24 protein-coding genes and 1 riboswitch are annotated in these 21688 nt (G+C 46.0%); of the genes, 19 read left to right on the plus strand and 5 right to left on the minus strand.

Annotated features, from left to right (window positions below):
- Positions 1-18: 18 nt before the first annotated feature.
- Positions 19-657, minus strand: a complete 639-nt coding sequence (locus AZ46_RS00325; protein WP_029282581.1) for a lytic transglycosylase domain-containing protein — start codon at positions 655-657, stop codon at positions 19-21.
- Positions 658-671: 14 nt separating this feature from the next.
- Complete coding sequence (locus tag AZ46_RS00330; RefSeq protein ID WP_029282580.1) at positions 672-1262, minus strand: CYTH domain-containing protein; 591 nt, start codon at positions 1260-1262, stop codon at positions 672-674.
- A 131-nt stretch (positions 1263-1393) separates the two neighbouring features.
- On the opposite strand from AZ46_RS00330, the gene AZ46_RS00335 reads away from it, so the two are divergent.
- The 4 genes from AZ46_RS00335 to AZ46_RS00350 all read left to right on the plus strand — a co-directional run bounded on the left by AZ46_RS00335 (position 1394) and on the right by AZ46_RS00350 (position 4205).
- Positions 1394-1777, plus strand: a complete 384-nt coding sequence (locus AZ46_RS00335) for a UPF0738 family protein (RefSeq protein WP_029282579.1) — start codon at positions 1394-1396, stop codon at positions 1775-1777.
- Positions 1778-1855: 78 nt separating this feature from the next.
- A complete protein-coding gene (locus AZ46_RS00340) occupies positions 1856-2491 on the plus strand; it encodes a GTP pyrophosphokinase (RefSeq protein WP_152554693.1) in 636 nt (211 codons plus the stop codon).
- A gap of 21 nt (positions 2492-2512) precedes the next feature.
- Positions 2513-3307: an NAD kinase gene (locus tag AZ46_RS00345; protein ID WP_029282577.1), complete on the plus strand. Its 795-nt coding sequence runs from the start codon at positions 2513-2515 to the stop codon at positions 3305-3307.
- A gap of 7 nt (positions 3308-3314) precedes the next feature.
- Positions 3315-4205 (plus strand): RluA family pseudouridine synthase, encoded by an 891-nt coding sequence (locus AZ46_RS00350; RefSeq protein WP_029282576.1) that lies wholly within the window; start codon positions 3315-3317, stop codon positions 4203-4205.
- Positions 4206-4379: 174 nt separating this feature from the next.
- On the opposite strand, the gene prpE is transcribed toward AZ46_RS00350, so the two are convergent.
- Positions 4380-5123: a bis(5'-nucleosyl)-tetraphosphatase PrpE gene (gene prpE / locus AZ46_RS00355; protein WP_029282574.1), complete on the minus strand. Its 744-nt coding sequence runs from the start codon at positions 5121-5123 to the stop codon at positions 4380-4382.
- 120 nt (positions 5124-5243) lie between these two features.
- Positions 5244-6419 (minus strand): FtsW/RodA/SpoVE family cell cycle protein, encoded by a 1176-nt coding sequence (locus AZ46_RS00360; protein WP_029282573.1) that lies wholly within the window; start codon positions 6417-6419, stop codon positions 5244-5246.
- A gap of 279 nt (positions 6420-6698) precedes the next feature.
- Between AZ46_RS00360 and mgtE the strand changes: the two genes are divergently transcribed.
- The 13 genes from mgtE (at position 6699) to AZ46_RS00425 (ending at position 17653) form a co-directional block, all read left to right on the plus strand.
- Positions 6699-8063 (plus strand): magnesium transporter, encoded by a 1365-nt coding sequence (mgtE, locus tag AZ46_RS00365; protein ID WP_029282572.1) that lies wholly within the window; start codon positions 6699-6701, stop codon positions 8061-8063.
- A gap of 22 nt (positions 8064-8085) precedes the next feature.
- Positions 8086-9939 (plus strand): monovalent cation:proton antiporter family protein, encoded by a 1854-nt coding sequence (locus AZ46_RS00370; RefSeq protein ID WP_029282571.1) that lies wholly within the window; start codon positions 8086-8088, stop codon positions 9937-9939.
- Positions 9940-10021: 82 nt separating this feature from the next.
- Positions 10022-10130, plus strand: a riboswitch (TPP riboswitch).
- A 67-nt stretch (positions 10131-10197) separates the two neighbouring features.
- Positions 10198-10884, plus strand: a complete 687-nt coding sequence (gene tenA, locus AZ46_RS00375; RefSeq protein WP_029282570.1) for a thiaminase II — start codon at positions 10198-10200, stop codon at positions 10882-10884.
- On the plus strand, positions 10881-11501 hold the full coding sequence (locus AZ46_RS00380) for a thiamine phosphate synthase (protein ID WP_029282569.1): 621 nt from the start codon (positions 10881-10883) through the stop codon (positions 11499-11501). The genes tenA and AZ46_RS00380 overlap by 4 nt, the downstream gene beginning before the upstream one ends.
- On the plus strand, positions 11485-12597 hold the full coding sequence (gene thiO, locus AZ46_RS00385) for a glycine oxidase ThiO (protein WP_029282566.1): 1113 nt from the start codon (positions 11485-11487) through the stop codon (positions 12595-12597). Before AZ46_RS00380 ends, thiO begins: the two co-directional genes overlap by 17 nt.
- Positions 12594-12797, plus strand: a complete 204-nt coding sequence (gene thiS / locus AZ46_RS00390) for a sulfur carrier protein ThiS (protein WP_029282565.1) — start codon at positions 12594-12596, stop codon at positions 12795-12797. Before thiO ends, thiS begins: the two co-directional genes overlap by 4 nt.
- 3 nt (positions 12798-12800) lie before the next feature.
- The gene (locus tag AZ46_RS00395; RefSeq protein WP_029282563.1) at positions 12801-13568 is read left to right on the plus strand and encodes a thiazole synthase; all 768 of its coding nucleotides are present in this window, start codon (positions 12801-12803) and stop codon (positions 13566-13568) included.
- On the plus strand, positions 13569-14585 hold the full coding sequence (locus AZ46_RS00400; protein ID WP_029282561.1) for a thiazole biosynthesis adenylyltransferase ThiF: 1017 nt from the start codon (positions 13569-13571) through the stop codon (positions 14583-14585).
- 87 nt (positions 14586-14672) lie between these two features.
- The gene (fabI, locus tag AZ46_RS00405; protein ID WP_029282559.1) at positions 14673-15446 is read left to right on the plus strand and encodes an enoyl-ACP reductase FabI; all 774 of its coding nucleotides are present in this window, start codon (positions 14673-14675) and stop codon (positions 15444-15446) included.
- A gap of 170 nt (positions 15447-15616) precedes the next feature.
- Positions 15617-16066 carry a GNAT family N-acetyltransferase gene (locus AZ46_RS00410; RefSeq protein ID WP_029282557.1) on the plus strand — a complete coding sequence of 150 codons (450 nt, stop codon included), beginning with the start codon at positions 15617-15619 and terminating at the stop codon, positions 16064-16066.
- Positions 16067-16093: 27 nt separating this feature from the next.
- Positions 16094-16681, plus strand: a complete 588-nt coding sequence (locus AZ46_RS00415) for a putative glycolipid-binding domain-containing protein (RefSeq protein WP_029282555.1) — start codon at positions 16094-16096, stop codon at positions 16679-16681.
- 24 nt (positions 16682-16705) lie between these two features.
- Positions 16706-17155 (plus strand): SRPBCC family protein, encoded by a 450-nt coding sequence (locus AZ46_RS00420; RefSeq protein ID WP_029565152.1) that lies wholly within the window; start codon positions 16706-16708, stop codon positions 17153-17155.
- Positions 17156-17233: 78 nt separating this feature from the next.
- Positions 17234-17653 carry a CotO family spore coat protein gene (locus AZ46_RS00425; RefSeq protein WP_029282551.1) on the plus strand — a complete coding sequence of 140 codons (420 nt, stop codon included), beginning with the start codon at positions 17234-17236 and terminating at the stop codon, positions 17651-17653.
- A gap of 68 nt (positions 17654-17721) precedes the next feature.
- Here AZ46_RS00425 and AZ46_RS00430 read toward each other — a convergent pair whose 3' ends face one another.
- Positions 17722-18744 carry a CotS family spore coat protein gene (locus AZ46_RS00430; RefSeq protein WP_051827147.1) on the minus strand — a complete coding sequence of 341 codons (1023 nt, stop codon included), beginning with the start codon at positions 18742-18744 and terminating at the stop codon, positions 17722-17724.
- A 684-nt stretch (positions 18745-19428) separates the two neighbouring features.
- On the opposite strand from AZ46_RS00430, the gene AZ46_RS00435 reads away from it, so the two are divergent.
- Together AZ46_RS00435 and AZ46_RS00440 are read left to right on the plus strand one after the other, a co-directional pair.
- A complete protein-coding gene (locus AZ46_RS00435) occupies positions 19429-20562 on the plus strand; it encodes a glycosyltransferase family 4 protein (RefSeq protein ID WP_029282547.1) in 1134 nt (377 codons plus the stop codon).
- Between the two features lie 48 nt (positions 20563-20610).
- Entirely contained in the window at positions 20611-21687 is a 1077-nt protein-coding gene (locus tag AZ46_RS00440; RefSeq protein WP_035206569.1) for a CotS family spore coat protein, read from the plus strand.
- The last annotated feature ends 1 nt before the right edge of the window (position 21688 follow it).

A 21688-nucleotide genomic window follows, 5' to 3' on the forward strand; every position in this document is an offset into this window, starting at 1 on the left:
ATTAGAATCAGCTCTCTATCAGGCGTAATAGGCATCTGTAATTTTCTGCACGTAGCTGCGTGTTTCTTTAAAAGGGGGAATTCCGCCGTATTTATCCACATTTCCCGGTCCTGCATTGTAGGCGGCAAGAGCAAGCGATACGTTTCCGCTGTATTTCGTGAGCATTTGCTTCAGGTATTTCGTGCCGCCTTCCACATTCTGAACCGGGTCAAAAGCGTTGTGCACGCCAAGTGACCGGGCGGTGGCCGGCATGAGCTGCATGAGTCCTGCCGCCCCCGCATGACTGACCGCGTCCGGATTGAAATTTGATTCCTGCCTGATGACTGAACGGATCAATTTCTCGTCAACGTCATATTTGGCTGCCATTTCAGAGATAATGCCGTCAATGTGTGAGGGGGCATTATCCTTTACCGGTTTTGGAGCAGTCTGTACTTCGACCTGATCATATTCTGCAAGCAGCGGCTGAGTCAGCTGGACCGGCAGTCCAATCGGTGTACGGACAGAAACGGAATCGTTCTTCTGGTCTTCGTTGATAAAAGACTGAAAAACATCCTTGAAATAACTATGGGAGGACAGGGGGGATGCCATTGTTTCTTCTCCTGAAAGACTCCGCAATGCCTGCAGCTGCAGGGCTGATTTGAGATGGGTGATATCCATTTGCTTTATACTCCTTACTTGTTTTCCGTCAGAAGTTTTTGGTCGTAAAAACGTTTGATTTTATTAGGGGTTTTGCGAACCGGAATCTGGTGAGAGGCAAGCAGGTTCTGAAAAGAACGAAATCCCTCTTCCGCATGTGTCACTTCAACTTCAATTTCGTAATCCTCTTTATTTAAATATCGGCTGTGATCAAGCACAATTAAGCCTTCATCCGTATTTTTTTCAGCCCTTGAGGTGGACAGCGTGCCGAAAAATCTCAAATTATCTGAATTGACTCCGAGGTTTTGGAGCTGTCTAGTAATGGTTCCCTCTTTCAGCCGTTCATTCGAATTCAGCAGCCCTTCTGCTTCTTCTTTGTTCAGCTGCTGGTGTGTTTCAAGCAGTCCGATTTTTGCAGGCTCTTTCAGTGTAAGCACATAGCTTCCGTTTTTAAAACGGATGCGAAGGGCCGCCCCGCTTGCTTTCAGCTGAAAGTCGGGGGTGTCAAAGTAATGGTTTTCCTGTAATTTGAATGCATCTTTTGTAAAGCCGAAAAAATCGGTCAATCTGTCGAATTCTTGTTTTGTAAGCAGGTTTTTATATTCAATTTCAATTTCCTGGGTCATATACGATGTTCCTTTCAGATCTGACAATATCTTCTTCCATTATCGCAATTAAAAAACGGGTTTTCAATGTTTATCATGTAAAGGGGGAATATGTTAGAATAGACGTGGAATTGATTTGGAAGGAGATTGCTATGAAACAGAGAATTGAAGTAACAGGGGCAGTACGCGAAAATGACCGGATGATTTTTCAGGCACAGCCATTTGAAGAGTCAGATCTTGCAGGACTTGCAGCAATGGGCCAGGTGCTTGCAGATTCGGATCAGCTTTCATTTATATACATATTGGATCATCAAGAAGAATTCATCTACGCTAATCTTCCTTCAAAGGTTTGGCCGGAGCTTAAAGAAACACTCGACAGCAGCATGCCGGCATATTTGGCGGTAAATGGTCTGACGATTGAGCTTAAAGATCTTCATGATGAATTATCAGCCCTTCTTGAAAACATTAAAGGAAATGCAAACTACGGGGAAGAAATGGAAAGAAGAGCAGTAGAAACATTCGGTTTAGAAGATTGATACATAAGGGATTTTCTTAAAAGAGAGAACAAAAGCAGTCTATGCTGCAGCTTCGTTTTTTACAAAAGGGGGAAGGTTATGATCGGCAGAAACTGGGAAGTGTTTTTAGCTCCGTACCGCCAGGCGGTGGATGAGCTGAAAGTAAAGCTGAGAGGAACCAGATCTCAGTATGAGTTAGAAGGGACGCATTCCCCAATTGAATTTGTTACAGGCAGGGTGAAGCCAATCGCGAGCATTCTGGATAAAGCGAAGAGAAAAGAAATTCCGCTTGACGCTCTGGAACGCGAGATGCAGGACATTGCAGGCATCCGCATGATGTGCCAGTTTGTTGATGATATTAAAATTGTTGTGGAGATGCTCAGGAAGCGGAACGACTTTAAGATCATTGAAGAACGGGATTACATTACACAGAAAAAAGCAAGCGGATACCGCTCCTATCACGTTGTGGCTGAGTATCCTGTCCAGACGGTTTCAGGGGAGAAGAGCATCCTTGTGGAGATTCAGATCCGGACGCTTGCGATGAACTTCTGGGCTACTGTTGAGCATTCCCTGAATTACAAATACAGCGGGAATTTTCCGGAGGATATTAAAATCAGGCTGAAAAGCTCTGCGGAGGCTGCCTTTCTGCTGGATGAAGAGATGTCTAAGATCCGCGGGGAGATAAGGGATGCACAAGTCATTTTTTCAAGAAAAACGGACAAGAATGATAAATGATGAAAAAAGGGGCATGCTGCTATGAAATTTGCAGTGACATCTAAAGGTGACACGGTATCTAATACATTGATGCATAAAATGAAGGCCTATTTGATGGACTTTCAGCTTGAGTATGACGAGGACAAGCCTGATATCGTGATTTCTGTAGGAGGAGACGGAACGCTCCTGTATGCGTTTCACAGATACCGAAGCAGACTTGATAAAACGGCTTTTGTAGGGGTGCATACGGGACATCTCGGGTTCTATGCAGACTGGGTCCCTGATGAAATTGAAAAGCTTGTGATCGCCATTGCCAAAACGCCTTATCAGGTTGTGGAATACCCGCTTCTTGAGGTCATCATCAGACATAATGACGGCGGACGCGAAGCAAGATACCTTGCTCTCAATGAATGCACAGTGAAGGCCATAGAAGGCTCTCTTGTCATGGATGTAGAAATCAAAGGGCAGCTTTTTGAAACGTTCAGAGGAGACGGGCTCTGCATGTCAACGCCATCCGGCTCGACAGCCTATAATAAAGCACTTGGTGGAGCCATCCTCCATCCCTCTATCCCTGCCATTCAAGTGGCTGAAATGGCTTCCATCAACAACAGAGTGTTCAGAACGGTCGGCTCTCCGCTTGTGCTGCCGGACCATCACACATGTCTGCTGAAGCCGGTTAACGATGTGGATTTTCAAATCACAATCGATCACTTAACTCTTCTCCACAAAGATGTAAAATCGATTCAGTGCAGGGTGGCAAACGAAAAAATCAGATTTGCGCGGTTCAGGCCGTTTCCGTTCTGGAAGCGTGTCCGCGATTCATTTATAACGGAGTGACATGCCTGTGGACGCGTTTTTATTATCATGGACAGTTCCTTCTGAAGACGAAGGCAAAACCATCAAAGACTATCTGAAAGAGAAAAAAATTTCAAAGCGTGCCTTAACGGATATCAAGTTTGCAGGCGGAAGCATCCTGCTGAACGGGGACCATGCGACCGTCCGCGCCTCGCTATCTGCCGGAGATGACCTGAAGGTGATGTTTCCTCCTGAAGAGCCAAGCCCGGGCATCGTTCCGGAAAAAATGAATCTTGATATTGTGTATGAAGACGAATGGTGCCTTGTTATCAACAAACCTCCGTTTGTACCCACCATTCCGTCCAGAGAGCACCCGGGCGGAACCCTTGCAAACGGCCTGCTGGACTATTACAGTGAAAACGGAATCGCTGCAACCATTCATGCTGTGAACCGCCTGGATAAAGATACTTCGGGACTTATGCTTGTCGCCAAGCACCGCTTTGCCCATTCCCTCTTTTCATCCATGCAAAAGCAGGGAAGCATTAAGCGGACATATGCCGCTTTAGTAGAAGGGGCTTTGACAGAGGAGAGCGGAACCGTCGATGCACCGATCGGACGCAAAGAGGAAAGCATCATCGAGCGGACTGTGCAGGAAGACGGGCAGCATGCCGTTACGCATTATCAGGTGCTGTCTTCTGCGGAAAAGTACACCCTTGTAACTCTCCGGCTTGAAACCGGCCGGACTCATCAAATCCGGGTGCATATGGCTTACATCGGGCACCCGCTTTGCGGAGACAGCCTCTACGGAGGGAGCAGGGACCTGATCCGGAGACAGGCGCTGCACAGCAGAATGCTTTCCTTTTTTCACCCGCTTTTTGAGAAGGAAATGACGTTTGAAGCGGAGATTCCAGCAGATATGCAGGAATTGCTAAGAGGGTAATAATTGAAAGAAAACCGCCGTCGATTATGACGGCGGTTTTTTGATAGTGGGAGATAGGATTCTAGAATTCAGGGACGCGAATCAACTGGAAAATGGTCAAGATCTTGCTAGAAAAAGAGGCAGTTAGTGGGTTGATAAGAGTTTGGATTGCTGAAATGGCTCTTCAACACCCCCTCACTCCGCCCCGTCCAGCTCCCTGAAACGTGTTTCAACGTAAGGCATGGAAGATGGCACAGTCACCGTCTCTTTTTCCGGGTACCTGAGGGCTGTCAGCATTCCGCCGAATACTGCCCCGGTGTCGATGTTGACTGTGTTCCCGACGAATCTGGCTTTGCGCACCGGCGTATGTCCGTACACGATAAGGGGTTTTCCGCGATACAGCTTTGCCCAGTCTCTTCTGACCGGAGTGCCGTCAGGGTTTGTTTGGCCTGTTATATCTCCGTAAAGAACAAATTCCTTGACCTTTTTGTTCGTTTTTCCTATGTAATCTGCCCGGATCCCGGCGTGGGCAATGACAAGTGCTCCGCCGTCCAGCACCTGATAGAGAGGAGCCTGTTCGTAAAGGTTCATGAAGCTTGAATAGATCTGTTTTCGTTCTTCTTCTTCCAGGGACTCAAGCTCGGCCGCGGTAGTTTCGAGTCCGTGGGCGACCTGGACTTTGTTCCCGAGCATGTAGCGGTACAGTTTATTGCAGTGGTTGCCGGGCACATAATACGCTGCCTGATTCTCTATTAAAGCCACAACGGTTTCAATAACCTTAAGCGACTTAGGTCCCCTGTCAGCAAGATCCCCGACAAATGCAAGCTTCCTGTCAGGGTGCAGCGGAATTCCGCCGGTCCAGTCATACCCGAGCTTTTCCGTTAAGCTTTTAAACTCATCAAAACATCCGTGTACATCTCCGATAATATCGAGCTTCACACCTGCCACTTCCTTACTTTTCTCTTTTCTTCATCTTATCAAAAAAGCATCTGGCTTTATTCTTCCATTAAATGCACAATTGCATCCCATTATAAAGAAAAACCCGCTCATGCAAGCGGGTTAATCAAACATATACTTTCTCGTTCTTGACCGGACATTCAGCACAATTCCAATGGCAATCATATAAGTGGCAAGCGAGCTTCCCCCGTAGCTGATGAACGGGAGCGGAAGTCCTGTAATCGGCAGGAGGCCGACGGTCATGCCGACATTCTGGAAAACCTGGAATGTGATCATGCCGATAACGCCTGTACAAAGAAAGCTTCCGAACGGATCGTTGCTTTCAAGTGCAATGTGAACCATCCGGTAGATCAGAAGGAAAAACAGGGAAATGACAACACTTCCGCCAATGAAGCCGAACTGCTCACTGATGATGGCAAAGATGAAGTCCGTATGTCCTTCAGGGAGATATACTTCCAGCTGCTGATAGCCTTTGCCGTATAATTCTCCGGAGCCGATGGCAAGGAGCGATTTAATCAGCTGAAATCCAATATCGTTTGAGTATTCATAAGGGTTCAGCCAGCCGTAAATCCGGTCCAGCTTGTACGAGTTTGTATCAAGAATATATGTGTTGAAAAAACTCGGGAAGGCAAAATAGATGCCGACTCCCATGGCGAAAACGGCAGCACCTGAAAAAACGAAGCCGAGGATGATTTTCCATTTCACGCCAGAAACGAGGATCAGTGATCCGATGATGGCGCAAAAAACCATTGTCATCCCTGTATCCGGCTGTCTCATCAGCAGGAGTATGGGAGGTGCGGCTGCTGCAAATACTTTACCTAATAGGAGCAAGTCGTCTCTCACTGTATTGGTTGCGTATTTCTCCCTGTGATCTGCTATAATTCTGCTGAGCACAATAATCATGAAGATCTTCATTAATTCAGAAGGCTGGAAGTTTCCGATTCCGGGAAGTGTGTACCAGCTTGTGGCACCTTTGATCGGCTCTACAATCGGCGGCGGAAGAATTTCAAGGCCGATGAGCAAAAGCATCCCAAATCCATATAAATACCATGAGAGCTGCTTGAAGCGGTCAAAGTCGATAATCATCGTTCCAATGACGGCGATAATACCGATGATGTACCATCTGAGCTGCAGAAACGCAAAGTTTATATTCTGCAATTTTTCGGGTAAAGTAGGCTGGGCACTGCTTATGGCTACGGCACTGGTCAGTGCCATTAAAAACATAATAAAAATCAGCGTGTAATCCAATTGCTGCTGTGGGGATTTATCTGTGTTCATACGGGATCCCTTTCTTGTACTTTCAGTCATTATATGGTTTGTGCTTAGCTTGCAAGCGAAAATCATCTTTTACAATCTTAGCGAAAATTGACGGTTTTGCAAAGGATTCATTTGTAAATCAGTCAAAAACATGATACCTTATCACAATGAAAAAACGGTTGTGAAGACTGCAGAATGCCTTACCGGCGCATGTTCACAGCGAATAGACGATTTGTATCACAATTTGATGACATTTTGATTTCCCGGTGATTTAGAGACAGGGAGAGGAGGAGATTCTTTATGTCAGAAGAAAAAGAAAAAGTTGTCATCGAGACAGAAACGGTTCTGACTGCACTTGAGAATGAAGACTTTGACGGTTTTCGCTCGCTGTTTTTAGAGCAGCATCCATACGACCAGGCAAAAATGTTCGTAAAGCTAGAACAGGAAGAGCGTTCAAGGGTCTATCAGTATTTGTCTCCAGAAGAGATGGCTGCCCTGTTTGAAAATATTGAAGATGAAGAATACAACTACGAAATGTATCTGTCAGAAATGGATCCAAGGTTTGCTTCGCAAATGCTTGAACACATGTATGCAGATGATGCAGTAGATGTTCTGAATGAGCTTAACAAAGATCAGGTGGCAAGCTACCTGACCATTATGGACGATGAAGCAGCGAAGGAAATCCGTGAGCTCCTTCATTATGAAGAGTTTACTGCAGGAAGTATCATGACGACGGAGTTTATTGCGATTCAGGCGAATCAGACCGTCAAATCGGCGATGCATATTCTTAAGCATGAGGCTCCAGATGCTGAAACCATCTATTATCTGTATGTGATTGACGAAGATAAGCACCTTGCGGGAGTTATCTCCCTCAGAGATTTAATAGTCAGTGACGATGATGTGATGATCGGCGAGATCATGAGCGAGCGCGTCTTTTCCGTCAGTGTGGGGGAAGATCAGGAAGAAGTTGCCCGGAAAATGCGGGATTACAACTTTCTGGCGCTGCCTGTTGTTGACTTTCAAAATCACCTTCTCGGGATCATTACAGTTGATGATATTGTGGACGTTATTGATGAAGAAGCGTCTGATGACTACTCAAAGCTCGCAGGGGTTTCGGATGTAGACTCTATTGACAGAGGTCCTCTCTCTGCTGCTAAAAAAAGACTGCCATGGCTCGTGATTCTATTGTTTCTCGGGATGCTGACAGCCAATCTGATCGGGCAGTTTGAAGAAACACTTGATAAGGTAGCGATCCTTGCTGTGTTTATTCCATTGATTGCCGGTATGGCAGGAAATACAGGCACGCAGGCACTGGCAGTTGCCGTCCGCCGAATTGCCATGGGGGATGAAGAAGAAGGTAACTTTAAAATCATCGCCCGTGAAGCGGGAACCGGTTTAATCAACGGTGCTGTTTGCGGTGTTCTTGTAACAGGCGTCGTGTATTTCTGGAAACACGATCTGTATCTCGGCCTGCTTGTCGGATTATCCATTCTTGCCACGCTGACTGTTGCGACAATTGCGGGAGCGTTTGTGCCTCTTATTATGCACAGGCTGAAGGTCGACCCGGCCGTTGCATCAGGCCCTTTTATTACGACGATTAATGATATTATTTCCATCCTTATTTATTTTGGAATGGCCACTATGTTTATGCAGTACTTAATTTAACTACAGAAATGAGGGAAAAACCTTGCACGGAGCTTCTTTTTCATCACTTGTCATTGTCCTTCTTGCAGCTTTTATCACTCCGCTCATCCTGCACCGCTTTAAAATAAAGGTGATGCCGGTCGTTGTAGCAGAAATTATTATCGGGATTGTGATCGGCAAAAGCGGGTTTGACCTTGTTCAGCAGGATATGTGGCTTGAAACTCTGTCTATGCTCGGATTTATTTTTCTCATGTTTCTGAGCGGTCTTGAAATTGATTTCACAGCGTTTATCGGCGGCAGGAAGAAAGAGGTGCTGCCATCCGGAAAAGAGGCGCCGAATACATTCGTGGTCTCTTTACTCGTATTTGCCGGCATCTTTATTCTTTCCCTGCTGCTCTCTTATCTGTTTGTCCTGATCGGATTTATAGAAAATGCATTCCTGATGACGCTGATCATCTCGACCATTTCACTCGGTGTGGTCGTGCCGACGCTTAAGGATGCAGGCATCATGAAGTCGAACATCGGGCAGATTATCCTTCTTGTCGCCGTCATTGCGGACTTGGTGACAATGATTCTGCTTGCAGTTTTTGCTTCCATTTACGGCGGGGAAAATACGAATATGTGGCTGATGCTCATTTTGTTCGGAGCTGGTGTCGCCCTTTACTTTATAGGCAAAACCTTTCAGAGCAGATCCTTTATTGAAACGCTCTCTAAAGGCACGATTCAAATTGGGACAAGAGCTGTTTTCACACTCATTATTGTTCTTGTTGCGCTTTCAGAAACGATTGGTGCAGAAAACATTCTCGGTGCCTTTTTAGCAGGCGTGCTCGTATCTCTTCTTTCCCCGAATAAAGAAATGGTTCAGAAGATGGACTCGTTCGGGTACGGATTTCTGATCCCGATTTTCTTTGTCATGGTTGGAGTGGACCTTGATATTTGGTCGCTTTTTAAGGACCCTAAAATCCTGATGCTGATTCCGCTCTTATTTATAGCGCTTCTCATTTCAAAAATTGTGCCGATTTATCTTCTAAAAAGATGGTACGATACGAAAACGACTCTTGCTGCCGGCTTTTTGCTGACATCCACTCTGTCGCTTGTTATCGCCGCAGCCACGATCGGAGAACGTGTCAATGTCATTGACTCGCAGATGTCCGGAGCTCTCATTCTGACGGCCGTTCTGACAAGCATCTTTACGCCGATTGGATTTAAAAAGCTTTTCCCTGAAAAACTCGGTTCAAAGAAAAAGCTGAAGGTTGCTTTCATAGGAGCCAATCAAATGACGCTTCCGGTAACGAGAGAACTGAATCCGAATCTGTATGAAACAATCATCTATCATACGCATGTTGATAAAAACGAACAGCAGATTGCCGAATCTCTTTTTCAAATTGAAGAGCTGGACGATTATTCGATTGAGACGCTTCAGGATAAAGGTGTATTTGATTCGGACATCCTTATTGCAGCAACTGGCGATGAGGATGCGAATGCGGAAATTGCCCTGATGGCAAAAGAGCTTGAGGTCGAAAGGGTCATTGCAAGTATTGCTTCGCCTCTGCTTGATGAGCAGCTGAAAGCAAAGAACATTGACGTGTTCTCTGTTCTGCTCTCGACCAAAACCCTGCTCAGAGCTCTGATCGAAGCGCCGGGCATCATGAAAATCCTGACGCACAGCGAATCTGCCCTTTATCAAATCAAAATGAACAACAGACGCTATGATGGAATGGTTCTCAGAAGCTTCCCGTTTACCGGAGACGTCATTTTTGTCCGGATCTTCCGGGAGAATGAGTCGATTGTTCCTCACGGCGATACGGAGCTGAAACGGGGAGATCTGCTGATTTTAACGGGATCCTCCGAATATATCGATGAACTGAGGCAGGAGCTTGAGTTTCACAAAAATTAAGCAGAAATTTCCTGCAAAAGCCTTGAAAGATATTTTTATCGTGGTATGATGGGCATGTAAAACATTCAGAAAATTTTATACGATGAACCGCTAGGGGAGCCCTTTTGAAGGGCTGAGATCGGAGTGTGACTCCGAGACCCTCAGAACCTGATCTGGTTAACACCAGCGTAGGGAAGTGGTGTAATGGTCTATTTCATACACCACTTTTCTATGCGAAAAGTGGTTTTTTGCTGTTTAAAAAGAAATGGAGGATATGTCATGCAATTTTCAAAAGAATGCAGGGAGTACGCGAATGAATGGTGGGAAGGTAGCTTTCACCATCCCTTTGTAAAAGGAATCGGTGACGGGACACTTTCAAAAGAAAAGTTCAAATTTTACGTGATGCAGGATTCGTATTACTTGACCCACTTTGCCAAAGTACAGGCGTTTGCCGGTGCAGTGGCCCCGGATTTGCATACAACGTTCAGAATGTCCGTTCATTCTCAGGGGACCTATGAGGCAGAGCTTTCCCTTCATCAGCAGTTTTCAAAAATGCTCGGTATTACGGAGAAAGAGCGTGCGGAATTTAAGCCGGCGCCGACAGCATATGCTTATACGTCTCATATGTACCGCGCGGTAGCGACTGGAAATCTCGGTGAAATCATTGCTGCGCTGCTGCCGTGCTACTGGCTTTATTACGAAGTGGGAGAGCGCCTGAAGGACTGCAAGCCTGGAGATGCCGTCTATGAAAAGTGGATTGAGACCTATCATGGCGACTGGTTTAAAGAGCTTGTCCTTGAACAGGTGAACCGTTTTGATGAGCTGGCTGAAAAAGCAAGCGCTCATGAGCGTGTGATGATGAAAGAACATTTTCTGATCAGCTCTATGTATGAATACCGCTTTTGGGATATGGCTGAAAACCTTGAAGCGTGGGGCCGTGCAGATTCTCTGCAGCTGCAAAAATGAAGCTGCACCTTGTAACGGATGGAAAGCATTCTTCAGATTTGCTGATTTCAATTCTCGCAGACGTACATAGATATGCGGATGCCATCCATATAAGAGAAAAAGACAGGTCAGCCGGCGAACTGGCGGAGCTTGTGGAGATTCTTGCGCGCAAGGGTGTTCCAAAATCAAAGCTGATCATGAACGGCAGGGTGGATGCGGCCGTACGCTCGGGACTGGCAAAAGTGCAGCTTCCGGCACATGGGCTGCCTGTAAAGTTTGTTAAAGAGCACTACCCTTACCTCGGCGCAGGATGTTCGGTTCATTCAGTAAAAGAGGCAATAGATCGGGAGAAGGATGGGGCAGACTGGCTGATTGCCGGACATGTATTTCAGACAGATTCAAAAAACGGCCTTGAGCCGAAAGGAATTTCATTTCTTCAAACAATTTGCGAATCTGTATCCATCCCTGTCTATGCAATTGGAGGAGTCGCTCCAGATGTGCTGCCGGAACTGAAAAAGCTGAAAGTCGCAGGAGCAGCAGTCATGTCCTACGTGTTTTCAGCAGACAAACCTGTGGATGCGGCAAAAGAGCTTGCACGAAAGCTGAAAGGAGGAACGGCGGATGAAGACATTCTATGATGCCGGCATCGTCGGGGGAGGAGTCATCGGCTTGATGTCTGCCTATTTTCTGTCAAAGGCAGGCCTGAAAGTAGCCATATTTGAAAAAGGAAAGATTGGCTGCGGGGCATCATCCGCTGCAGCAGGCATGCTTGGTGCTCATACAGAAACGGAAAAAGCAGATGCGTTTTTCCGTTTTGCAGAAGAGAGCGGGGCTCTTTATCCCGCGCTTGCAGCCGATTTGCTTGAAGAAACAGGCATAGACATTCAGCTCGTTTATAATGGGATGCTCAAACTTGCCATGACGGCTGAGGAAGCTGTTTCCCTAAAAGACAGAGCCTTGAATGAACCGGATGTTGAGTGGCTCTCAAGGGAGTCTGTCCTGAAGAAAGAAAGGAACCTGACAGAGTATCTGCAAGGAGGACTGTTCATTGCAAAAGACGGCCAGGTTTCCCCTCCCGCTCTTTGCCGTGCGCTGGCAAGGGCGGTACAGATAAACGGAGGAACCATATTTGAAGGAGCTGCAGCCGGACGCATGCGGGCAGAGCCTTCTCATTATGAAATTTCCGCTGCAGGAGAGACTCATTTTTGTGAAGCTCTCGTCATTACAGGCGGGACATGGAGCGGCCCGCTGTTTGAGGAATTAGGCATCTCAGCTCCTGTTCATCCTGTTAAAGGCGAATGTCTTTCCGTCATGCCGGATGGGTTCCGTTTAGCATCAACTGTCTTTCATGACAGCTGTTACCTTGTGCCGAAGTCTGACGGGAGCATCGTCATCGGCGCGACGATGGAGAAGGGGAACTGGAGGGCAGAGCCTACAATACAAGGGATGGCTTCCTTGATGGAGAAGGCTGTCTCCATTATGCCGTGCATGAAAAAGAGTGTTTTTCAAAAAGCCTGGGCCGGACTGAGGCCGGCAGCGCGCGATGCGAAACCATACATTTTTAAGCATGAAGGCATGAAGAATCTTTATGCCGCAACAGGACATTACCGGAACGGCATTCTGCTTGCGCCTAAAACTGGCGAAATGGTCAGGGATTTGATTTTGAGCCGTCAGGTCAAGCCTGAATATGCAAGAGAGTTTGGATTAAATCGGGGTACAGAGGTGAAATCATGAAAATCAGATTGAACGGCAGCACAGCTGAACTGGATCCGCACATAAAGACAATGGAAGATCTTCTGGCATTTTATCAGCTGAGCCATAAAACGGTCATGATTGAACATAACGAAACAATCCTAGATAAGGAAAGCTATGACAGCGTGATATTAAAAGATGGTGATGTTCTTGAAATGGTTCATTTTGTAGGAGGAGGATGACATATGTTGAAAATTGCAGGGAAAACGTTTAGATCACGGCTGCTTCTTGGAACAGGCAAATATCCGTCTTTTGACATTCAAAAGAAAGCGGCTGAAGTTTCAGAAGCGGAGATCCTGACGTTTGCTGTCCGCAGGATGAATATATTCGAGCCGTCTCAGCCGGACTTGCTTGAGAAGCTTGATTTGACGGCATACACACTCCTTCCTAATACGGCAGGCGCCAAAACGGCCGGGGAAGCGGTTCGGATTGCAAAGCTCGCTAAAGCTTCAGGTCTGTGTGATATGATAAAAGTAGAAGTGATTGGATGCTGGAAAACACTCCTGCCGGATCCTGTGGAAACGCTTAAAGCAAGCGCGGAACTCGTAAAAGAAGGATTCATTGTTCTTCCTTACACGTCGGACGATGTTGTGCTTGCCAGAAAACTTGAAGAGACAGGTGTCCACGCCATAATGCCCGGAGCATCGCCAATTGGATCAGGTCAGGGAATCATCAACCCTCTCAATCTCTCATTTATTATCGAACAGACTGACTTGCCGGTTATTGTCGACGCAGGAATCGGTTCTGCAGCTGATGCAGCGAAAGCGATGGAGCTCGGCGCTGACGGTGTACTGCTGAACACGGCTGTATCCGGAGCATCAGATCCCGTGAAGATGGCCAAAGCCATGAAGCTTGCGGTCGAAGCAGGAAGACTGAGTTATGAAGCAGGCCGTATTCCTGTTAAATCCTATGCTGTTGCAAGCAGTCCTGAAGAAGGAATGATCACAACTTAAATGGAACGGTACTCAAGACAGCAATTATTCGCCCCTATTGGGGAAGAAGGCCAGAAAAAAATCATAGACAGCCATGTGCTCGTCATTGGAGCCGGTGCACTCGGCACAGCTAACGCTGAAATGCTGGTACGGGGCGGAACCGGAAAAGTGACGATTGTAGACCGTGACTACGTCGAGTGGAGCAACCTTCAGCGCCAGCAGCTCTATACAGAGCAGGATGCAAAAGAACGGATTCCAAAAGCCGCAGCTGCTGAACGGAGACTTGCCTCCATTAACAGTGAGGTAATAGTCAGGGGCATTATTGAAGATGTAACGGCGGCTTCCATCTTTGAATACTGCCATGATGCGGATATGATCGTGGATGCGACGGATAATTTTGAAACCCGCATGCTGATCAACGATGCTGCTTTGAAGCAGGGAATTCCCTGGGTTTACGGGGCATGTGTCGGAAGCTACGGTCTGACCTATACGGTTCTGCCTGGGGAAGGCCCCTGTCTGAACTGCCTGCTCAAGCAGATTCCTATGGAAGGCCAGACGTGCGATACAGCGGGAATCATCAGTCCTGCCGTTCAAATAACGGCCTCTTACCAGACCGCAGAAGTGTTTAAGTGGCTGACTGGAGAAAAATCAGCGATGAGGAGAGAGATTCTTTCCTTTGATGTCTGGCGGAATCAGTTCAGCAAAATCAGTGTTGCCAAAGTGAAAAATCCATCATGTCCTTCGTGCGGAGAAAATCCGATCTATCCATACCTGACCGGGGACAAAAGTGCGAAGACATCCGTTTTATGCGGAAGAGATACCGTTCAGATCAGGCCCGCAGAAGCCCGGAGCCTGGATTTTCAAAGTCTCGCCAACCAGCTGGAACAGGCGGCCCAAAAGATAACGGCCAATCCGTATCTGCTCTCTTTTCAGGCAGGTGAAAACCGGGTGGTTGTTTTCCGCGACGGCCGTGCGCTTATTCACGGCACAAAAGACCAGGCTGAAGCAAGGAAAATTTATCAGAAGTATTTGGGGTAGAAATCAGCGCGAGATTGTTCCCGCATCAATTACATGCTATAATTATAACCAGGTACTAATAACATGTATTAATCGGGAGGATTCCAAATGAACTTATCATTAGCTGGACGCAATGTTGTCGTAATGGGCGTCGCAAATAAACGAAGCATTGCCTGGGGAATTGCACGTTCTCTGCACGAAGCCGGAGCGCGTCTTATTTTTACATATGCAGGGGAACGCCTTGAAAAATCGGTGCGTGATCTGGTTGAGACGCTTGACCGCAGCGATTCAATCGTTCTGCCGTGCGATGTGACAAACGACGCGGAGATTGAAACATGTTTTGAAGCGATTAAAAATGAGGTTGGCGTTATTCACGGCATTGCGCACTGTATCGCGTTTGCCCATAAAGAGGAATTAAGCGGAGAATACATGAACACTACACGTGACGGATTCCTGCTTGCCCACAACATCAGCTCTTATTCCCTCACGGCTGTTGCAAAAGCGGCAAGAGGCCTGATGACAGAAGGCGGCAGCATCGTCACACTTACGTATCTTGGAGGAGAAAGAGTTCTTCCGAATTACAATGTAATGGGTGTAGCAAAAGCGTCGCTTGATGCAAGCGTGCGTTACCTTGCGAGCGACCTCGGAAAAGACGGCATCCGCGTGAATTCCATTTCTGCAGGCCCGATCCGCACCCTTTCAGCAAAAGGCATCAGCGACTTCAACTCGATCCTTAAGGACATTGAAGAGCGTGCCCCGCTCCGCCGCACAACGACTCCTGAAGAAGTCGGCGACACTGCGCTGTTTCTGTTCAGTGACCTTGCACGCGGCATGACCGGAGAAAATCTTCATGTTGATTCAGGCTATCATATTCTTGGATAACAAATCAGAGCTTCCTGCAGGTGCAGGAGGCCTTTTTTTTGCTTTTTTTAAAATATGCACACGCTCTCAGTGATGAATTTGGACAATTAAGTTCATCTGACTCTGGCGGATGCGGAGATGTGATAAAATGGAAATAGACAAGGGAGCCATCGTTTGAATGGGGGATTAACATGATTATAAAAATGGATATTACAAACAGAAAAACAGCTGAGGAAGTATTAAGTATTCAAATCCCTTCTTATAAAGTCGAGGCAAACTTAATTGGCTCTTATGACATACCTCCATTAAAAGATACAATTGATACCCTGCAGCGATGCGGAGAATGCTTTTATGGCTATTATTCAGAAAATAAGCTATGCGGGGCACTGGCTATGAAAACAGAAAATGAAGAAATGGATATCCATCGTTTGATCGTAGACCCTGGCCATTTTCGAAAAGGAATTGCCCAGAGCCTTCTGAGTTATGCTGAAAGACAGGAAGGGATAAAAAGAATCATCGTTTCAACGGGTTCAAGAAATACTCCGGCAGTAAGATTTTACGAAAAGAATGGATTTCAGAAAGTGAAAGAAGTCATCGTAAACGAACAGATCTCCTTAACGTTTTTTGAAAAGAATGTATGAAATGACTAACTGCAGAGGGGGATTAGCATGAAGCTGCAAACTTTTCATTGGAACAAGATAGACACGTTTGGTACAGAGCATTTCCGTTTGGTACGGGAAGGGGAGCTTTTGCGCGGATCAGGCAAAGTTGCTTATGAAGAGGAAAATGTCCTTTTTCATGCCAATTACGTCTTAGAACTTGATGCCGAGTGGAGAGCCAGGAAATTGAAAGTAGAGGCTTCCGGTGCAGGAAAACTTGAAATCCTTTCAAATGGAGAAGGAAATTGGTTTCAGCCTGATGGAAAGGAAATAGAGGAGTTAAACGGCGCGATCGATGTCGATCTTTCTGTCACACCTTTTACTAATTCCCTCCCGATTAACCGGCATGAGTGGGAACCCGGCCAGAAAAGGAACTTTGAAATGGTCTATGTGGATGTTCCGCATCTGCGCCTGTATAAAGTATTACAAACGTATACATTTCTTGAACAGAAAGGCGGCATGAGAATATTCGCTTATCATTGCCGTGATTTTGAGTCTTTAGTCTATGTAGACACAGCGGGTTTTGTGATCGAATATCCGAATTTATTTATCCGCAAGTCAGACATCCCGGCAGGAGAGTTTGATAGAATAAGATAAAAACCCGTTTAGAAAGGACAAACTATGAGCGCATTTCATGATGAAGCAACCATTGATGCCCCAATTGAAGAAGCATTTGCATTCGCGGCAAATCCGGAGAATGCTGTGCAGTTTATGGAGAACGTGATAAAAGTTGAAAAGCTGACAGACGGACCTGCTGCAGCAGGGTCCAAATACCGGGAAACCCGGGAAATAAGAGGAAGACAGGCATCCGCTGTGATTGAATTTACAGAATACGTACCCAGTGCGAAATTTTCCGTCAAAAGCGAAATGAACGGAATGGAAACCGTGTATCACTATTCATTCACCAAGGCGGGAAATCAGACCGTCATCCGCTTTGAGTGCGAAATCACCGCAAAAACGCTCAAGATGAAACTGATTAAGCCTGTTTTTGTGAAAATCATGAAAAAAGAAGACGGCGATCATTTGAAACATCTGAAAAAAGCGATAGAAGCACAAAAGCAAAGCGAATAGCCAGCTCCTTTATAATCATAAACCCTGGTACCCGGCATATACTTTCTTGTAAAGCATTTAAACCGGGAGGGAAGCCTGTTGAAAAAACATCAATCTGTGAAGAATCCTCCGCTGCTGTATATTGTCCAGCCGGAATTTGAGCCAGTGCTAACGTCCATGCAGAAAACCTATGTGATGAGAAAAAATCCGACGGCCGAAGCGGCCGCTCCTGCACCTGCTGAGCCTGCAGCTAATGAGGCAGCAAAAAAAGCTGCGCCGGTTCAAAAAGAGCAAAAACTTTCAAAGCCTCTGCACTCCTTCAATGACTTATCAAATGAGGAAAAACTGCAGCTGCTACTTCATTTGCCTGACCGCCTGTCGAGTCTCAACTGCAGCATCTCCACCAATGTGCAGACCTATATCGGCAAGGTGACGGAATTTAAAGATAACTGCGTGACGATAAACGGAGAAAAAGTAAAGCTTGAAGACATTCAGTCTATTACGCTAAAAGGCTTATAAAAGTGTCCTGCTGGGACGCTTTTTTTGTTTAATAAAAAAGAGCGCCATATTTGGCGCCCTGTGGCATGCTATTGCCCTGACTTGATCATGGAATTCAAGTGTGCTTCTTTAATCCGCTCATATTCAAATGCCTGAGCAAGTTCTTCCGGCAGCATATCTGTTTTTCTGACAAACTTTTCCCGGGCAATGTCATACATCTCATACGGGAACAGCATGTCGATATACATAACCTCTTTCTGTTCGTCAGTCAGAGGATTGACGCTTTCGTATGCATTCATCATCAGCTGAAATCTCGCTTCATCCCACTCGCCTGTTGTATCGAGGAGAGGAATTATCATTTTGCGCAAATCACGGATCGGCAGATCATATGAGACTGTATCAAGGTCAATGACCCAAATTTTCCCGTCCTGCCCAAGGACTGTATTGCCCGCGCCGTAATCCTGGTGGCAGAGAGTAGGGTTAGCGGACTGCTGTTCAATCCACGGAACATACTTGGAGTTCATCAGACGCTCAAGTGTTTCTCTTCCCTGCTTAATGAAGTAATCGATTTCCTGAATATACAGCTGGGAAAAAGGATTGTCTGGAGTGCTTTGCGCGATGAGCTTCCATGATTCCATCTGCTGGCACCTTTTAATGTAATGGTTCGGCCAGCGTCCGAGCTTCTTAAAGACTGGAATCCCTTCCGGCGGATGATAGCCTTCTGACCAGAGGTGAAATTCAGCAAGACCTTTCATGACCACTTCAAGGTCCGGATCAACGGCTAAATCGAATACTCCGCCTTCAATCCAGTCATACAAAACAAACAAAAACGGCCCCTGTTTAGTGAAAAGCATATCGTTTTTGTTTCGGATAATGCCGGGAACCCTGCCGCCTTTTTCTGCTAAGTAGTTTTGAGCATTGATGGAAAAAAGAGCTTTTTTCTCCGGGCGGTGGATCCTCTTGAGACAAACGGGTCCATTTGGAGTATGAATTTTCCACACGAGCGCCATTTGGCCGCCTTGAATAACTTCTATCCGGTCAACAGCCACGTCCCAGCTTGTGATAATATATTCAGCGAGCTTCACAAGCTTCGCTTCCTCTTCAGGAGACATCACATACAGTTCTTCTTCTTCCTTTTCTTCCTTCTTCTCCGCTTTGATTTTCTTACCTTCCGTCACCGTTTTCACTTTAGGTGCCTCAAGCGCAGGAAAAGTTTTTTTCTTCTTTTTTTCTTTTTTTGGTTTTGGTTTTACCTCTGCTGCAGGGGAGACGTTTTCTGCAGTCATGCTGCTCTCTTGCAGAGATTCCTTCTGAACTTCAGCCTCTGGTGCATCTTCTTCTGACTCTGGAGAGAACTGCAGCATGGCGTTTTTTCTGGATTTGCTTTTTCCTCTGTTTTTCTGTCCTTTTCTTTTTCTCACGATATTAAGCTGCTCTTCTTCAGCAGCAGATTCCGCCTTTTCTTCTGGAGTTTCCGTCCGCTGTGGAGTGTTTTTACGGTCAATAAGTGAAAATACATTGAACGTTTCCTCTGAGGATTTCGAGGATCCTGTGTTGTTGTTTTCCTCCAATATGGTCACCATCCCATCCTTTTATTTCATAGACTATGAAACAAAGCCGGTTTTTGTCATGGGGTAAATGCCGGCGTTTTATTGATGAGTTGTCCTTTTTTAGTAATTGCACCAGATTCATTAGGAATTCCGCCTTTTTTTAAATAGTTCCTTAGAGAAAGGCACATAGCTTCCTGTGTTTCCGTATTTTAGGATAAGGGCTTACTAGATGAATGGAGGTACCGTATGAAGATTGCATTAATCGCAACTGAAAAACTTCCTGTTCCCGCGATAAAAGGGGGAGCGATACAGATTTATCTGGATGCCATTGCTCCTCTTATTGCTCAAAAGCATGACGTGACTATACTTTCCATTACTCATCAGGATCTTCCTGATCAGGAGACACGGAACGGGGTTCAATACATCCGATTTGCTGAAAGCGAGTATTTATCTTCGCTTGGCGCGCACTTGAAAAATGTGAAATATGATGTAATTCACTTATGCAACAGGCCGGCGTGGGTTCCGGTTTTGCAGGCTGCAGCACCGAACGCGCGCTGGATTTTAAGCGTTCATAATGAAATGTTCGCTGTTGAAAAAATGTCTGATGAAGAAGGAAAAGCTTGTATTGCAGCTGTGTCGCAGATTGTGACGGTAAGCGACTATATCGGACGAACGATTACAGACCGTTTTCCCCAGGCAAAAGGAAAGGTGAAAACCGTTTACTCCGGAGTAGATTTAAAGACTTATTTTCCGGACTGGACGACTGAAGGACGCAGGCTGAAAGAAAAAGTCCGCTCTGAGCTTAATTTGAAAAACCAGAAAGTTATTTTGTTTGTAGGAAGACTGAGCAAGGTAAAGGGACCTCATATTCTTCTGCAGGCCATGCCTGAAATTTTAAAGAAGCATCCGGACACTGTTATGGTCTTTATCGGATCAAAATGGTTCGGCGATAACGAAGTAAATAACTACGTAAGGCATTTATATACGCTTGGCGCCATGTATCCTGAAAATGTTCAGTTTATCCAGTTTGTGCAGCCTAAGAACATTCCGACTCTATATGCGATGTCCGATATTTTTGTCTGCTCATCGCAGTGGCAGGAGCCGCTTGCGCGTGTTCACTATGAAGCGATGGCCTGCGGTTTGCCGATTATCACGAGCAACCGCGGAGGAAATCCTGAAGTGATTGATGAGGGCAGAAACGGCAAAGTCATTAAGGATTTTGAAAATCCTGATGCTTATGCAGAGGCCATTATTTCTCTTCTGGACAGTGCGGGCAAGCGGAATGACATGGGAAAATACGGCCGTGCAAAAGTGGAGCGCGATTTCAGCTGGAGCAATGTATCAGGCAATTTGCTCAGTGTGTACGAGAATAGAAGATAGAGAGGGGGAATCATCTTGGATACAGAAGTCAATCAGCATGAACTGCAAATGGACATTATGAATTTGTACCCTTTTGAGGTGGAATCGATCACCCTGCTGACGAACAAAAGCGGCAGAACAACATGGAAGATTGAGACAGCCCAGGGTGTAAAAATTTTAAAACGCGTTGTGATGAAGCCTGCAAGAATGCTGCTTATTGCAGAAGCACATGAACATCTGCAGGAAAAAGGACTGCCGATCGCCCGCATTCACCGGACAAGAGCAGGTGCCATTTGCGTTGGCGCCGGAAAATCCGCCTACGTCCTTTATGACCTGCAGCAGGGGAAAGAAGTACTCTACTATGATAAAGCGCAGATGCTGAACATCATGGAGTTTATTGGAACATTCCATCATACGTCACAAGGATATATGCCGGATGAGATGAGCAAAAAGAGAAGCAGACTCGGCAAATGGCATAAGCTTTTCAGATGGAAGCTTCAGGAGCTTGAAGGCAATAAAATGCTGGCTCTTAAATCCGACCAGGAAAATAATCTGCCTGCGCCTGCTGTCATTGACCCCGATGCAGAACAAACATGGCTGCAGGATCCGTTTTCAAAAATGGTCATCGAAACCATTGATGAGATGATTTTGAGGGGAAAACAGGCACTTCAGGAACTTGATGCAGGCCAGTATGATCAATGGACGCTTGAATGCATCGAATCAAGAATGTTCTGCCAGCAGGATTTTACGCTTGCCAGATTCATTGAAACAGAAGAAGGCCTTTCGATGAAAGAACTGCACTCCATCACATCTGATCTGCCGTCAAGAGATCTGAGAGTCATCTTAAATAAAATGATGAAAAAGATGTCAGTCTGGGATTCAGACCTTGTCGTCGAACTTTTGAGAACCTATGACAAAATCCATCCTTTGACGAAAGATCAGTACAAAGTGCTGTGGACTGATTTGAAATTCCCTCATCTCTATTGTTCCATTGTCCATAAATATTTTCTTGGACAAAAGACTTCATGGTCGGATGAAAAATATATCTGGGCGCTGCAGAACATCGTTTCTGTTGAACAGTCCAAACAGGAATTTCTATCTAACTTTGAAGAATTCTATTCTAAGATAAAGGCGCAGGGAGGGTGAT

This window comes from Metabacillus indicus LMG 22858 (assembly GCF_000708755.2).
GTDB classification, from domain to species: domain Bacteria; phylum Bacillota; class Bacilli; order Bacillales; family Bacillaceae; genus Bacillus_P; species Bacillus_P indicus.

Bases quoted from the DNA above. Each gene is read 5' to 3' on its own strand.
- AZ46_RS00325 (WP_029282581.1), bottom strand. From the start codon at position 657: ATGGATATCACCCATCTCAAATCAGCCCTGCAGCTGCAGGCATTGCGG.
- AZ46_RS00330 (WP_029282580.1), bottom strand. From the start codon at position 1,262: ATGACCCAGGAAATTGAAATTGAATATAAAAACCTGCTTACAAAACAA.
- AZ46_RS00335 (WP_029282579.1), top strand. From the start codon at position 1,394: ATGAAACAGAGAATTGAAGTAACAGGGGCAGTACGCGAAAATGACCGG.
- AZ46_RS00340 (WP_152554693.1), top strand. From the start codon at position 1,856: ATGATCGGCAGAAACTGGGAAGTGTTTTTAGCTCCGTACCGCCAGGCG.
- AZ46_RS00345 (WP_029282577.1), top strand. From the start codon at position 2,513: ATGAAATTTGCAGTGACATCTAAAGGTGACACGGTATCTAATACATTG.
- AZ46_RS00360 (WP_029282573.1), bottom strand. From the start codon at position 6,419: ATGAACACAGATAAATCCCCACAGCAGCAATTGGATTACACGCTGATT.
- mgtE (WP_029282572.1), top strand. From the start codon at position 6,699: ATGTCAGAAGAAAAAGAAAAAGTTGTCATCGAGACAGAAACGGTTCTG.
- tenA (WP_029282570.1), top strand. From the start codon at position 10,198: ATGCAATTTTCAAAAGAATGCAGGGAGTACGCGAATGAATGGTGGGAA.
- AZ46_RS00380 (WP_029282569.1), top strand. From the start codon at position 10,881: ATGAAGCTGCACCTTGTAACGGATGGAAAGCATTCTTCAGATTTGCTG.
- thiO (WP_029282566.1), top strand. From the start codon at position 11,485: ATGAAGACATTCTATGATGCCGGCATCGTCGGGGGAGGAGTCATCGGC.
- thiS (WP_029282565.1), top strand. From the start codon at position 12,594: ATGAAAATCAGATTGAACGGCAGCACAGCTGAACTGGATCCGCACATA.
- AZ46_RS00395 (WP_029282563.1), top strand. From the start codon at position 12,801: ATGTTGAAAATTGCAGGGAAAACGTTTAGATCACGGCTGCTTCTTGGA.
- AZ46_RS00400 (WP_029282561.1), top strand. From the start codon at position 13,569: ATGGAACGGTACTCAAGACAGCAATTATTCGCCCCTATTGGGGAAGAA.
- fabI (WP_029282559.1), top strand. From the start codon at position 14,673: ATGAACTTATCATTAGCTGGACGCAATGTTGTCGTAATGGGCGTCGCA.
- AZ46_RS00410 (WP_029282557.1), top strand. From the start codon at position 15,617: ATGATTATAAAAATGGATATTACAAACAGAAAAACAGCTGAGGAAGTA.
- AZ46_RS00415 (WP_029282555.1), top strand. From the start codon at position 16,094: ATGAAGCTGCAAACTTTTCATTGGAACAAGATAGACACGTTTGGTACA.
- AZ46_RS00420 (WP_029565152.1), top strand. From the start codon at position 16,706: ATGAGCGCATTTCATGATGAAGCAACCATTGATGCCCCAATTGAAGAA.
- AZ46_RS00430 (WP_051827147.1), bottom strand. From the start codon at position 18,744: ATGTCTCCTGAAGAGGAAGCGAAGCTTGTGAAGCTCGCTGAATATATT.
- AZ46_RS00435 (WP_029282547.1), top strand. From the start codon at position 19,429: ATGAAGATTGCATTAATCGCAACTGAAAAACTTCCTGTTCCCGCGATA.
- AZ46_RS00440 (WP_035206569.1), top strand. From the start codon at position 20,611: ATGGACATTATGAATTTGTACCCTTTTGAGGTGGAATCGATCACCCTG.